The organism is Simiaoa sp. (genome assembly GCF_051972595.1).
Taxonomy (GTDB): Bacteria; Bacillota; Clostridia; order Lachnospirales; family Lachnospiraceae; genus Acetatifactor; species Acetatifactor hominis.
The window spans coordinates 1-13,465 of the sequence record NZ_JBOKRY010000038.1 but is presented as its reverse complement, the minus strand read 5'-3'; the positions used below and the strand labels follow the sequence as shown (position 1 = coordinate 13,465).

Below are 13,465 nucleotides of genomic sequence, written 5' to 3'. Positions count from 1 at the left end.
CTTTTTATTATAGTTATTCCAAACAGGCCTACTTTAATACCAGTGCTGCAGCGCCGTAGATTCCGGCATCATTTCCAAGCTTGGCCAGGGCGAATTTCGCCTGCTTGCAGGGACCGAAAGCACATCTCTTATAAGAAGGCTCTATGTATTTGAATAAAATATCTCCGGCTTTGGATACACCGCCGCCAATGACAAAAATCTGGGGATCAACTACGCTGGCTACTGCTGCAAGTCCCTTGCCAAGATATTCACCGAACTGTTCTGCGATCTCGATCGCTACTTTGTCCCCTGCCTTAACTGCATCGAATACCGTCTTGGCAGAGATCTCACTGCCACGCAGAATGCTGGGTGCATCGTCTTTTGCCAGGCGTCTGTTCGCCAGGCGGGTAATTCCGGTAGCAGATGCATACTGCTCCAGACAGCCCTTGTTCTTGCAGCCGCAGACTTCTGTCTCATTATCTTCCATGTGAATATGTCCGATCTCACCACCTGCACCGTTGGTTCCGGTCAGGATTTTGCCGTCAATGATGATACCTCCGCCGACACCGGTTCCTAAAGTAACGGCTACCAGGTTGGAATAGCCTTTACCTCCGCCCTGCCACATTTCGCCCAGGGCTGCAACATTGGCATCGTTGCCCGCTTTCACGGTAACGTCCAGATCCAGTTCTTTTTTCAGTGTTTCAGCAAGGTCAAAAGATCCCCAGCCGATATTAACAGCACCATTGACCATGAAGCCATCGGCATTTACCGCACCGGGAGCGCCGATTCCCACGCCTACCAGATCTGCTGCGGTGATGTTCTTTTCCTGCATTTTATTTTTGATGGATGCTGCGATATCCGGCAGAACTTTCTCTCCACCGTTATCCTTGACCGTAGGGATCTCCCACTTGTCCAGCACCTGTCCTTCGTCATTGAACAGTCCTAATTTAACTGTGGTTCCTCCCACATCTACTCCAAATGCATACTTACTCATCATCTTCGTCCTCCTCACGTCTTTTTGCCAGGGAATTCTGTACACGGGTGTACAGTTCCTTTGCAGCATTGTAACCCATCTTCTTCTGACGATGGTTAACTGCTGCGGTCTCACAGATCACCGCCAGATTACGTCCGGGACGGATCGGAATGTTGTGGCACACTACCTTATTTCCCAGATATTCGGTGTAACTTTCTTCCAGTCCCAGTCTGTCGTACTCTTTATCTTTATCCCAGTCTTCCAGGCGGATGACCAGATCGATCGTCTGCGTATCTTTTACGGAGGATGCACCGAACAGAGCCTTGACATCCACGATACCAATACCTCGCAGTTCGATGAAATGCTTCGTGATATCCGGAGCTGAGCCTACCAGGGTATCATCGCTTACTTTACGGAGTTCTACCACATCATCGGTTACCAGACGATGTCCTCTCTTGATCAGTTCCAGAGCCGCCTCAGACTTACCGATGCCGCTCTCACCGGTGATCAGGACACCCTCGCCGTAGACATCCACCAGTACGCCGTGTACGGAGATGCAGGGAGCCAGCTTGACATTCAGCCAGCGGATGATCTCTGACATGAAATCGGAAGTGGATTTCTTGGTAGATAATACAGGAACTTCATGTCGGATCGCTGTCTCCAGGAAAATAGGATCCGGCTTCAGGTCACGGCTGAACACGATACAAGGGATATCATAAGTCATCAGCTTCTCATACGCCTCCCTGCGGGTCTCATCTGTCAGCCCCTCCATATAAGTATATTCCACAAATCCGATAATCTGCAGTCTGGTGGCATCGAAATGCTCAAAATATCCGGCTAACTGCAGTGCCGGACGGTTGATATCCGGCTGTGTGATCTTCACATGCTTCACATCGATCTCCGGTGTGAGATTTTCCAGTTTCATTTTTTCGATAACACGGGTCAAACTTACACTTGCCATACTAATTTCCATACCTTTCTGCGAAAAACCCACCCCTACATTTTTTCTCGAAGGTTCCCCGCCTCATTATCGTGTTGTAACTTTTGAAGTTACCATATTACTTATGATTGTACCACAGGCGGCCGCTTCTGTGAAGCGAAAAAGGCTACAATCTCCTGTGCTGTGCGCTCATTCATTTCGGGAATTTCCATCAGTTCTTCCACCGTTGCCTGCCGGATCTCCTCTAAAGACTTGAAGTGCCGCATCAGGGCTTTTCGTCTGGCGGGGCCCACCCCGGGGATATCATCCAGTACAGATTTCACCTGGGTCTTACTGCGCAGGGATCTGTGATACTCAATGGCAAAGCGGTGAGCCTCGTCCTGGATTCTGGTGATCAGCTTGAACCCTTCCGAATGTGTGTCGATCGGAAGTTCGATATTATGATAATACAGACCTCTGGTACGGTGGTTGTCATCCTTGACCATACCGCAGACCGGAATGTCGATTCCCAGTTCTTCCAGTACGGACAGCGCAATATTCACCTGTCCGCGGCCGCCGTCCATGAGGATCAGATCCGGGAACTTGGTAAAGCTGCCATACTCCTGATCCATCTCCTGTTCTTCCAGTTCTCTGCTCTCTTCCATGCCATGGCGGAACCGTCTCGTCAGTACTTCCCGCATGCAGGCATAGTCATCCGGACCGGAGACACTTTTGATCTTGAACTTACGGTAATCACTGCGTTTCGGTTTTCCTTTTTCATAGACCACCATGGATCCTACATTTTCAAAACCGTTGATATTAGAGATATCATAGGCTTCCATCCGGGCAGTGCCGGTTAACGGCAGCTTTAACAGATCGGAGATCTCTTTCACCGCACCGATGGTTCGACCTTCCTCGCGTTTTAACTTTTCCCTATCCTGAGACAGTATCAGTTTTGCGTTCTGTGCTGCCAGTTCCACCAGTTTTTCCTTGCTGCCGATCTTAGGCACCTTCAGGTAGACACGACTGCCTTTTCGCTCCGACAGCCATTTCTCAATAAGTTCCGCATCCTCGATCTCATATTGCAGCATAAGCTCTCTGGGGATAAATGGGGTTCCAGCATAGAACTGCTTTACAAAATCCTGTAAAATCGCCGGCTTGTTATTTTCCGGCACATGTGTCATATAATAATGTTCCCTGCCGATCAGCTTGCCGTCCCGGACGAAAAATACCTGTACCACCGCTTCCGTCTCGTCCTGGTACAGCGCCAGGATATCTTTATCTTCTCCGACGCCCTCGGTGATCTTCTGCTTCTGGGATACCTGTCGTACACTGGAGAGCAGATCACGGTATCTGGCGGCATCCTCAAATTCCATAGCCTCCGCTGCTTTGTTCATCTTCTCCTCCAGGTCTTTTAAGATCGGGCTGTAGTTGCCGTTCAAAAATTCCAGTGCACCTGCCACCTGCTGCCTATATTCTTCTTTGCTCACATACCCCTGACAGGGTGCCAGGCACTGCTTGATATGATAGTTCAGACAGGGGCGCTCGATTCCTATATCCCTGGGCAGCACCCGGTTGCAGGTACGCAGCTGGTACAGTTTGTTCAGCAGTTCAATGGTATCTTTCACCGCCGCAGCGCTGGTATAAGGACCGAAATAGCGGGATTTATCCTTTTTCATGGTCCTGGAAAACAGGATCCTGGGATAATCCTCCCCCACTGTCACCTTGATATAGGGATAGGTCTTGTCATCCTTTAACAGCGTGTTATACTTCGGCGAATTCTCCTTGATCAGGTTATTCTCCAGCACCAACGCTTCCAGTTCCGAATCCGTTACAATATATTCAAAACGGGCAATCAGCGACACCATCTGGTCAATGGCGGGACCTCTGCCGATATTTTCACGAAAATAAGACCTTACACGGTTGTGCAGGTTAATGGCTTTCCCGACATATAAGATGACATCCTTGTCATCCCGCATGATATAGACTCCCGGCTTCTTGGGGAGCTTTTTTAATTCTTCTTCGAAATTAAATCCCATGACTTCTCCTGTGGTCTATCACACTTTTATTATATTTCAACGATATCTTCAAGGCTGTACAGCTGTGTTTCATTCATCGCAGCACAGTCCAAAATTTTCTGATCAAATCCGCTTTCTGAAAACAGTGCATAGTAAAACTTGGATTTTTCCTTCAAAGGTGTCAGTTTTGCCAGCGTATCAAGGTATTCAGAGTACGAAAAAGGTACCCCCTTGAATTTACACTCGCCAACCAGATACTCCTTGGCATCTTTGCCAATGCACAATAGGTCGATTTCTGTTTCCGCAGTCCGCAATCCGTCAGACGCTTTTTCGTCGCGCACAGTCGTTTTTCCCATCCATCGTCCCATCTTGGAATAGCGGAAGGGTAACTCATTTTTCTTCTGCAGCATACGGACAAATTCCCGACAGACATCTTCAAAAGCAAAAGAAGCGAATTCATGAAGGGCTGGTTTTACAACATATTCGTAAACGCCATCCACATCGCCATCTTCCAGTTGTGAATAGTTTGCAAAGCCAAAGGCATACCAGAAGCGAAAGAAATTATCCGTCAGACGATAAGTACCCCGACCGGTGTTCGCCCGTTCTTTGATTTTCGAATCCACAGAGAATTCGCGTTCTACAATTCCCAATTCCATCAAATTTTTCAGATAGACACTGGTCTTAGCAGTGTCTTCCAGCAATGACTTCTGGCTGATGTCGTTAAGTTTTGTATTACCCAATGCAACGGCTTCAATAATGGAATTATAGATTGGGGTTTCCCGCAGTTCTTGATGAAGCAGGAACTCTACCTCGCTGTATAAGATACAACCTTTGGTCAGGATATTTCTTTTGATGTTTTCATCGACAGACAGTTTGGGATTCCACTGGCGTAAATAATGAGGAATGCCGCCAAGGACAGCATACGTAAGCACCTTATCACGATCAGAATACTCCGGGAAAAACTTTATGGCATCGTAGAAGCCCATCTCTTTCATCTTGTAAATACCGGTAGCTCTGCCGTAGAGAGGATTTTTCTCCGACAATAGTTCCTTTTCGATAAAACTCATTGCGCTGCCACAGAGAATGATCATTACATTGCTGTCACGCAGTTCTGCATCCCAAAGATTTTGTAATATAGATGGAATGCTTTTGTTTCCACGGCACATATAAGGGAACTCGTCTATTACTAACAGTTTTTTCTGATTGCCATAAGGCAGGTCAAGCACTGCACGGAACGCTTTTTCCCAATCTGCGAACTCAGAAATATAATTCTTAGCCGGAATGTTCTCTTTGAACATTCGACTGGAAAAATTGCGAAGCTGCACAAGGTCGGTAGTCTGTGTACACGAGAAAAAGACATGCGGCTTATCCTTACAGAACTCACGCAATGTTTCCGTTTTTCCCACGCGCCGCCTGCCATACAACACAATAAGCTGGCCTCGCTCCTCTGTATATTTATCCTGTAAGAATTTTAATTCAGCCTCTCTGCCGATGAACATTGATGCACCTCCCGGATATTACTAAATCTTGTTTTAGTAAATCATGATTTAGTAATATTATATTCAAGAATGATAGAAAAATCAATAGCTTCTCAAGCAGGAGCTGAAAGACTTATTTATAAATATAAAAAAGCGGTATCCGCCAGCAACTGCAGACACCGCTTTTTCTTTATAAAAACGGCACCATATACACCGGAATATAATGAATTCCGTTTTCTGCCGCCTCTTGTATAACGCAAATCCCCGTTCGTTTTTACTTATTTTCTACGCGAATCCCCGTTAAAAGTCTTAATGATATTCTTTCCACTATAGCGCATAACATACCAAATATATAAATCTTCTGAGCAATTTCTACATATTCTTCGATCTCAAGGTCAAAAAAACAGCACACCCTTTTTACGAGTGTACTGTTTTCTTTGCTCCTTATGAGTTCTAGCATCTAGCACATCTTAAATCCCTTAGCCTTCAGGCAGAGCTCCACTTCCTCAGGATCTGCGGTATGCAGGATCATGACAGGGGTGGAAGAATCACGGTTGAAAGACAGGTAGGTATAGTCCACATTGACATTGCTGTCTAAGAGAGCTGTCAGCAGGGTATTCAGTGCACCGGGCTTATCCTCGATCTCTACAGCCAGGACATCCACGAAACGACAGAGGTAGCCCTTCTCTGTGAGGACCTCTTTTGCCTTATCGGGATCGGAGACAACCATGCGGTTGATTCCGTACTCCGCACCGTCGTTGGTAACAGAACCCCAGATATTGATGCCTGCTTCATACAATGCATTGGTCAAAGCCTGCAGGGCTCCTTTTTTATTCTCAGCATAAATAGATAACTGTTTTAACATTTCGATATTACCTCCTCATTGCGATCTGACTGATAATGCAGTCTGTCCGGGAATCTCCCGACACTTTATTATGATAAAGCATTCTCACGAAATAATCAACCCAGAGTTATACTTTCCTAATTTTATTTTATCGCTTACATCCCCAAAATGACTTTAATCTAAACTCGCGTTTAAATTAAAGTCATTTTTCCATAATTTTTCTTATTTATGCCTCTCCAAAAGGCTTTATGTTTACAACATCACTATTTTCCGTTATGACAGTGTTCCGTGGGAGAACAGTCCTACCGGCCCCTGGGGAGGATCCATAGGATCCTTGGGATCCTTGGAATCTTTCGATTCTGCTGAAGTCGCGGTCTTGTTTTCAGGCTTTTCCGCAGTCGTCTGCTCTTTTGTTTCCTGCAAGCTGTCCTCAAAAGCAAGCGGCTTAAATGTAGGATCCGTGGAGGTCATGACCTGCTCACCGATCGTCACATCAATCGCTTTTCCCTTTGTAGCCTCCTCTGCTTTCGCTGCATCTGTTCCGGTGCTCTCTGTCTCAGCCTTTTTTGTCTCGGCATTTTGACCGACAGTGCCTTCCGCTGCGTCCTTCTTCTCTTCCTCAGGCTCAGGCAATCCTTTTTCCTTGCGGAAGATCTCCATGAATTCCTTACCGGTGATAGTCTCACGCTCGATCAGGAACGCTGCCAGCTTATCCATCAGGTCTCTGTTCTCACGGAGCATCTGCAATGCCTGATCATAGCTCTCCTTGATCATGGCAACAACTTCTTCATCAATGGCCGCTGCAGTCTCGTCGCTACAATTTAATGCGGTTCTTCCCTCCAGATACTGGCTCTCTACGGTAGCCAGACCCACGAGGCCGAAACGCTTGCTCATACCGTATCGTGTGATCATGTTACGGGCAATAGCGGTAGCTTTCTCAATATCGTTGGCTGCGCCCGTGGTCACGGTATCAAATACCACTTCCTCAGCGGCACGTCCGCCCACCAGTCCTACCAGCATATCCCGAAGCTCTGCCTCGGTGTTGAGGTATTTTTCCTCCTCCGGTACCTGCATGACATATCCCAGCGCACCCATGGTACGGGGTACAATGGTGATCTTCTGCACCGGCTCGGAATTTTTCTGCAGGGCACTGATCAGTGCATGACCGACCTCATGATAGGATACGATACGACGCTCCTCCTTGCTCATGATGCGGTCCTTTTTCTCCTTACCTACCAATACCTGTTCTACTGCTGCAAACAGATCCTTCTGGCTGACGAATTCTCTACCTTCCTTGACGGCATTGATGGCAGCCTCGTTGATCATATTGGCGAGATCGGAACCTACCGCACCGCTGGTCGCCAATGCAATAGCATCCAGATCTACGGTCTCATCCATCTTCACGTCCTTGGAATGTACCTTCAGGATCTCCACACGTCCCTTGAGATCCGGCTTGTCTACGATGATACGACGGTCAAAACGTCCGGGACGTAACAGCGCCTTGTCCAGGATCTCCGGGCGGTTCGTAGCACCCAGGATCAGGATACCCTTGGAACTGTCGAAGCCATCCATCTCAGACAGCAGCTGGTTCAGCGTCTGTTCTCTCTCTTCATTGCCTCCGCCGTACTTGGAATCACGGCTTCGTCCGATGGCATCGATCTCATCGATAAATACGATACAGGGCGCATTCTTGGTCGCTTCCTTAAACAGGTCGCGGACACGGCTGGCGCCCACACCTACATACAACTCAATAAAGTCGGAACCCGTCAGGGAGAAGAACGGCACATGCGCCTCACCTGCCACTGCTTTGGCAAGCAAAGTCTTACCTGTTCCGGGAGGTCCCACTAACAGGGCTCCCTTGGGAAGTTTCGCACCGATCTTGGAATATTTCTGGGGATTGTGCAGGAAATCCACGACCTCCACCAGAGATTCCTTCGCTTCGTCTTCGCCGGCCACATCCTTAAAAGTAACACCGGTTTCCTTCTGTACATATACTTTGGCATTGCTCTTGCCGACCCCCATGGGGCCGCCGCTGCCGCCCATTCTGCGGAACAGGAAGCCTGCCAGTACCCAGAGAAGTACTAACGGAAGTACAAATGTGATCAGGAACTGTACCACCGTATCCAGTACATCGCTACTGATCCGGGTTCCCTGCACATCATGTTTCTGCAGTCTCGCTGTCAGAGTATCCAGATCCTCCATCAGCATTGTGTAATACACGGTCTGGGAAGACTGCATTGCCTTCTGCGTGATTCCATAGAAATTAATATAGCTGTCCGGCTCCGGTGTCGGTGTTGCCTCCTGCTTCAGCCGCACCGTGATCACGCCGTTTTCCTTATTGACATTTACCGCTTCCACCTTGTCCGCTTCCAGATCCTTCAGGAATTCGGTATAGGGCACCTCCGTGCTCTTATCTGTGCCGAATACAGCGTTGTACAGCATCAGCGCAAAAATAATGGTAACGAGCGCCGACAGGATCATCATCAGCGTGCTGGGTCTCTTCGGAGGACGGTTTCCGCCTCCGTTACCGTTATTGTCATTGCCTCCGTTGCCGTTATTGCCGCTGCCGGGTGCTCCGTTGCCGGAACCGTACCCGTTATTATATAGCCTGAATATATTTTTCATGTTATCTCCATTTTCTGTGTTATTCTATTGTCCCCGTTTTTATTCCTGTCTATCGAGGCAATAAACCCTCTGCAACTATTCAAAACCCACATTCGTCATATAAATCATGTCAAATGTTCTTACAAATGCAAGCATTCGACGTACATATTGACCTGATTTACATGGCTCTGAATAGTTACAATCTATTCTATTATAGAGATAACGCGAGGATAAATCAATAGCACAAATGTGAAAAAACCATGAAAAGCAGGCTATTCACACTATTTATCCATGAATCCGAAATACCGTCACTTCTCCAAAATATGACTCGTTTGACACATACTGTGGAATTCTTTCCGAAAGCATATCTTTGTGGTCTGTATGCAGACAAATACCCGAAATCCGTAAGAAACGAACTTCGGGCATCTGCCTGCAACAAACAACTCACAACAAACAATTATAGAACCACGCCCTTCAGAATGACCTGACGGCGTGGCGCTTCCAGCAATGGTTCCGTCTGCCAAGGTAGCCAGTGCTCCATGCACGGTAACCTCCTGACCGCCCAGGGTATACTGTCCATCCTCCATACCTACGGCACGCATGCTATCACTGATGAGGATCATACGGTGTGCACCGAACAGGCGGAAGGTATTCCTTACCATACAGGGATGGATATGGATGCCATCGCAGATCAGCTCCGGCATGACATCCGGATCATCCGCTGCTGCTCCCACCACAGCAGGCTCTCTATGGGTCGTTACGTCCCACAGCAATACATTCTCCCCACGGGGAATGACCATCGTCTGTGAGGATGCCAGGAGATGGAATGATAATCCTTCTTCTCATTATCTCTGATGTATACATAGAATCCCGGCCGGTCCATGGGTACCCCATTCCCTCGGAAACGGCTGATCCTGTGATACTCGGGAGTCTTGTAGAACAGATAACCTCCCGCCGTGTGATTGATGACCGCTGCCATATCCTCGACACCCAGATAGTTGGTCCAAGATTTCATTATAGAAAAGGAGGCCTTTGTTTAAAATTGCTCATTATGTGATTATTTGCCCAAAATTGTTAGATATAATAATGATTTCCAAAAAAATTTTACTTTTCAGTAGATTTTTGGGAAACACTAAACTATAATAGAACATCATGGGATTTTAGTTGCAAAGATCCATAGGGAAAGGTGTCAACATGTACAAGATAGGTTTTGACAATGACAAATATCTCAGTCTGCAGTCTGAGAAGATTAAGGAGCGTATCGCGAAATTCGGCGGCAAGCTGTATCTGGAATTCGGCGGCAAGCTGTTCGATGATTATCACGCTTCCCGCGTTCTGCCCGGTTTCCATCCGGACAGCAAGATCAATATGCTGGCACAGCTGAAGGACGAGGCGGAAATCGTCATCGTCATTAATGCAGCAGATATCGAGAAGAACAAAGTCCGTTCCGATCTTGGCATTACCTATGATCTGGATGTGTTACGTCTGATCGATGCTTTCCGCGGCTATGGTCTGTATGTCGGTAGCGTATGTCTGACCCGCTTTGCCGGACAGCCCAGTGCCATTGCTTATCAGAAAAAGCTGGAGTCTCTGGGAATGAAGGTATACCGCCATTATTCCATTCCCGGATATCCTTCCAATATTCCGTTCATCGTAAGTGATGAAGGTTACGGTAAAAATGATTATATTGAAACCACCCGTTCTCTGGTAGTCGTTACTGCTCCCGGACCGGGAAGCGGCAAGATGGCTACCTGTCTCTCCCAGCTGTATCACGAATACAAGAGAGGCATCAAGGCCGGTTATGCCAAGTATGAGACTTTCCCGATCTGGAATATTCCGTTAAAGCATCCGGTGAACCTGGCTTATGAAGCCGCTACCGCAGACTTAAACGATGTCAATATGATCGATCCGTTCCATTTGGAAGCTTACGGCGAGACCACGATCAATTACAATCGTGACGTGGAGATCTTCCCCGTAGTCAGCGCTATGTTCGAAAAGATCATGGGCAGCTGTCCTTACAAGTCTCCTACTGACATGGGTGTCAATATGGCAGGCTTCGGTATTGTTGATGACGAAGCTGTCCGCGACGCCGCCAAACAGGAAATCATCCGCCGCTACTACCACACTCTGTGCCAGAAGCGCCAGGGTACCGCCGGTGACGACCAGATCTTAAAGCTTGAGCTTCTGATGAAGCAGGCAGGTGTCACCATCGACGATCGCGCAGTAGTCAGTGCAGCCAATATCAAAGCAGAGACCACCGGGGAACCGGCAGCTGCGATCCAGCTTCCGGACGGCAGAGTCCTCACCGGACGGACCAGTACTCTGCTGGGTGCTTCTTCCGCATTATTATTAAATGCCCTGAAGGCTCTGGCCGGCATTCCGGACGAAGTACAGCTGATCTCACCTACCGCCATCGGTCCCATCCAGGATCTGAAGACGAACTATCTGGGGAACCGCAATCCCAGGCTTCATACAGATGAGACGCTGATCGCCCTTTCCATCTGTGCAGCTACGGATGATACTGCGAAGGCTGCTGTGGAGCAGTTGAAGAACCTGAAAGGTTCCGAAGTGCACTCCAGCGTGATCCTGTCCCAGATCGACATGAATACCTTCCGCAAATTAGGCGTGAATCTGACATGCGAACCTCATTATCAGAACCAGAAGCTGTATCACAACTAAAGATTTTGTCATTCTACTATAAATTATGGCAGTTATTGAGCGAAGGCGCTCCCCAAGGGGAGTTCCTCGCTCTTTTTATATGCATAACTATTTACAGAACAGCCTGAAAAAGCGGTTTTGCGATGTGGCTGAATAGTTACTATATCAAAAGGAGGAGAAAATTATGGCAGTAAAGTACGTGTTTGTGACCGGAGGAGTCGTATCCGGTCTGGGAAAAGGAATTACCGCAGCTTCCCTGGGAAGACTGTTAAAAGCAAGAGGTTACAAAGTAACCATGCAGAAATTCGATCCGTATATTAATATTGATCCCGGCACCATGAACCCGATCCAGCACGGCGAAGTATTCGTCACGGAGGATGGCACGGAGACCGATCTGGATCTGGGACATTATGAGCGTTTTATTGATGAGAATCTGGATAAAAATTCCAACGTTACCACCGGTAAGGTATACTGGTCCGTATTGCAGAAGGAGCGTCGTGGTGATTACGGCGGAGGTACTGTACAGGTCATCCCCCATATCACCAATGAGATCAAGAGCCGCTTTTACCGCAACTTTACAGATGATGAGACCCGTATCGCCATCATCGAGGTAGGCGGTACCGTAGGTGACATCGAGAGCCAGCCTTTCCTGGAGTCCATCCGTCAGTTCCAGCATGAGGTGGGGCATGACAATGCCATTCTGATCCATGTAACGCTGATTCCTTATCTGAGTGCTTCTCAGGAGCTGAAGACCAAGCCTACCCAGGCCAGTGTTAAAGATCTGCAGGGCATGGGCATCCAGCCGGATATCATCGTCTGCAGAAGTGAGCATCCTCTGGATCAGTCCATCAAGGACAAGATTGCTCTGTTCTGTAACGTACCTCAGAGTCATGTATTGCAGAACCTGGATGTGGAATATCTGTATGAGGCTCCGTTAGCTATGGAAAAAGAGCATCTGGCACAGGTAGCCTGTGAATGTCTGCATCTGGATTGTCCGGAACCGGATCTGGCAGACTGGAAGAAGATGGTAGAGGATCTGCGTCATCCCACCGATGAAGTGCAGATCGCTCTGGTCGGAAAATATGTCTCTCTGCATGATGCCTATATCAGTGTCGTAGAGGCTTTGAAGCATGGCGGTATCACCAATCATGCGACCGTACACATCAAATGGATCGACTCCGAGACGGTTACGCCTGAAAATGTGGAAGAACTGTTAGGTGACTGCAACGGTGTCCTGGTACCCGGCGGCTTCGGTTCCCGGGGTATCGAAGGCAAGATTCTGGCGATTCAATATGCAAGAACCCATGGAGTTCCCTTCCTGGGACTGTGTCTGGGAATGCAGTTGACGATCGTAGAATATGCAAGAAATGTCATCGGGTATACGGATGCCCACAGTGTGGAACTGGATCCTAACACCACACATCCTGTGATCGCTCTGATGCCGGACCAGAACGGCGTCGAGGATATCGGCGGTACCTTAAGACTGGGTGCATACCCTTGTGTACTGGATAAGGATTCCCGTGCTTACCAGCTCTACGGACAGGAGAACATCTCTGAGAGACATCGTCATCGTTACGAGGTCAACAACGATTATCGTGCCGTCCTCACTGAACACGGTCTGCGTCTGTCCGGATTGTCCCCTGACGGACGTATCGTGGAGATGTGCGAGCTTACCGAGCATCCCTTCTTCGTCGCCACCCAGGGACACCCCGAGCTCAAGTCCAGACCCAACAGACCCCATCCGCTGTTCAAGGGATTCGTGGAGGCGGCTCTGGAGAATAAGCACCGGAAATAAATTGAAAGTTTACGCGGGCAATGAGCCGCGCATAGGCATAGTGAAGGCAGCGATGGGCGCTTGCGCACAAATCGCTGTCTTTACTTTTGCCTATGCGGCGAACGCCGCGAAGAGAAATACGATTGGCAGCGTTTTTTGCTGGCAATCTTATGAATAGCGTGGCTCATTGCGGAGAACTGCCAATAAATGTGGAGCGC

General features: G+C 48.2%; 8 protein-coding genes and 2 pseudogenes. 2 read left to right on the top strand and 8 right to left on the bottom strand.

All coding sequences use genetic code 11. The features are described from left to right. Window positions 1–28: 28 nt before the first annotated feature. The 8 genes and pseudogenes from ACTRDR_RS11840 to ACTRDR_RS11805 form a co-directional block, all read right to left on the bottom strand. Window positions 29–973, bottom strand: a complete 945-nt coding sequence (locus ACTRDR_RS11840) for an ROK family glucokinase (RefSeq protein WP_440527740.1) — start codon at window positions 971–973, stop codon at window positions 29–31. Beyond that, entirely contained in the window at window positions 966–1,913 is a 948-nt protein-coding gene (gene hprK, locus ACTRDR_RS11835; RefSeq protein WP_176865681.1) for an HPr(Ser) kinase/phosphatase, read from the bottom strand. The genes ACTRDR_RS11840 and hprK overlap by 8 nt, the downstream gene beginning before the upstream one ends. Window positions 1,914–2,014: 101 nt before the next feature. Next, window positions 2,015–3,910 carry an excinuclease ABC subunit UvrC gene (uvrC, locus tag ACTRDR_RS11830; RefSeq protein ID WP_440527729.1) on the bottom strand — a complete coding sequence of 632 codons (1,896 nt, stop codon included), beginning with the start codon at window positions 3,908–3,910 and terminating at the stop codon, window positions 2,015–2,017. A gap of 29 nt (window positions 3,911–3,939) precedes the next feature. Further along, window positions 3,940–5,388, bottom strand: coding sequence for an ATP-binding protein (locus tag ACTRDR_RS11825; protein WP_176865677.1), 1,449 nt, complete (start codon window positions 5,386–5,388; stop codon window positions 3,940–3,942). A 439-nt stretch (window positions 5,389–5,827) separates the two neighbouring features. Further along, window positions 5,828–6,232 carry an amino acid-binding protein gene (locus ACTRDR_RS11820; protein ID WP_440527727.1) on the bottom strand — a complete coding sequence of 135 codons (405 nt, stop codon included), beginning with the start codon at window positions 6,230–6,232 and terminating at the stop codon, window positions 5,828–5,830. 252 nt (window positions 6,233–6,484) lie between these two features. Then, complete coding sequence (ftsH, locus tag ACTRDR_RS11815) at window positions 6,485–8,836, bottom strand: ATP-dependent zinc metalloprotease FtsH (RefSeq protein WP_440527725.1); 2,352 nt, start codon at window positions 8,834–8,836, stop codon at window positions 6,485–6,487. Window positions 8,837–9,306: 470 nt separating this feature from the next. Continuing rightward, window positions 9,307–9,567 (bottom strand): annotated as a pseudogene (locus tag ACTRDR_RS11810) (N-acetylglucosamine-6-phosphate deacetylase); the annotation flags it as partial. 56 nt (window positions 9,568–9,623) lie between these two features. After that, window positions 9,624–9,824 (bottom strand): annotated as a pseudogene (locus ACTRDR_RS11805) (hypothetical protein); the annotation flags it as partial. 185 nt (window positions 9,825–10,009) lie between these two features. On the opposite strand from ACTRDR_RS11805, the gene ACTRDR_RS11800 reads away from it, so the two are divergent. After that, window positions 10,010–11,494, top strand: a complete 1,485-nt coding sequence (locus ACTRDR_RS11800; protein ID WP_118548026.1) for a DUF1846 domain-containing protein — start codon at window positions 10,010–10,012, stop codon at window positions 11,492–11,494. Window positions 11,495–11,657: 163 nt separating this feature from the next. Then, a complete protein-coding gene (locus ACTRDR_RS11795; protein WP_440527723.1) occupies window positions 11,658–13,268 on the top strand; it encodes a CTP synthase in 1,611 nt (536 codons plus the stop codon). Window positions 13,269–13,465: the final 197 nt, after the last annotated feature.

Excerpts from the sequence above, each read along its gene's own strand:
- ACTRDR_RS11840 (WP_440527740.1), bottom strand. The coding sequence starts at position 973 with ATGAGTAAGTATGCATTTGGAGTAGATGTGGGAGGAACCACAGTTAAA.
- hprK (WP_176865681.1), bottom strand. The coding sequence starts at position 1,913 with ATGGCAAGTGTAAGTTTGACCCGTGTTATCGAAAAAATGAAACTGGAA.
- uvrC (WP_440527729.1), bottom strand. The coding sequence starts at position 3,910 with ATGGGATTTAATTTCGAAGAAGAATTAAAAAAGCTCCCCAAGAAGCCG.
- ACTRDR_RS11825 (WP_176865677.1), bottom strand. The coding sequence starts at position 5,388 with ATGTTCATCGGCAGAGAGGCTGAATTAAAATTCTTACAGGATAAATAT.
- ACTRDR_RS11820 (WP_440527727.1), bottom strand. The coding sequence starts at position 6,232 with ATGTTAAAACAGTTATCTATTTATGCTGAGAATAAAAAAGGAGCCCTG.
- ftsH (WP_440527725.1), bottom strand. The coding sequence starts at position 8,836 with ATGAAAAATATATTCAGGCTATATAATAACGGGTACGGTTCCGGCAAC.
- ACTRDR_RS11800 (WP_118548026.1), top strand. The coding sequence starts at position 10,010 with ATGTACAAGATAGGTTTTGACAATGACAAATATCTCAGTCTGCAGTCT.
- ACTRDR_RS11795 (WP_440527723.1), top strand. The coding sequence starts at position 11,658 with ATGGCAGTAAAGTACGTGTTTGTGACCGGAGGAGTCGTATCCGGTCTG.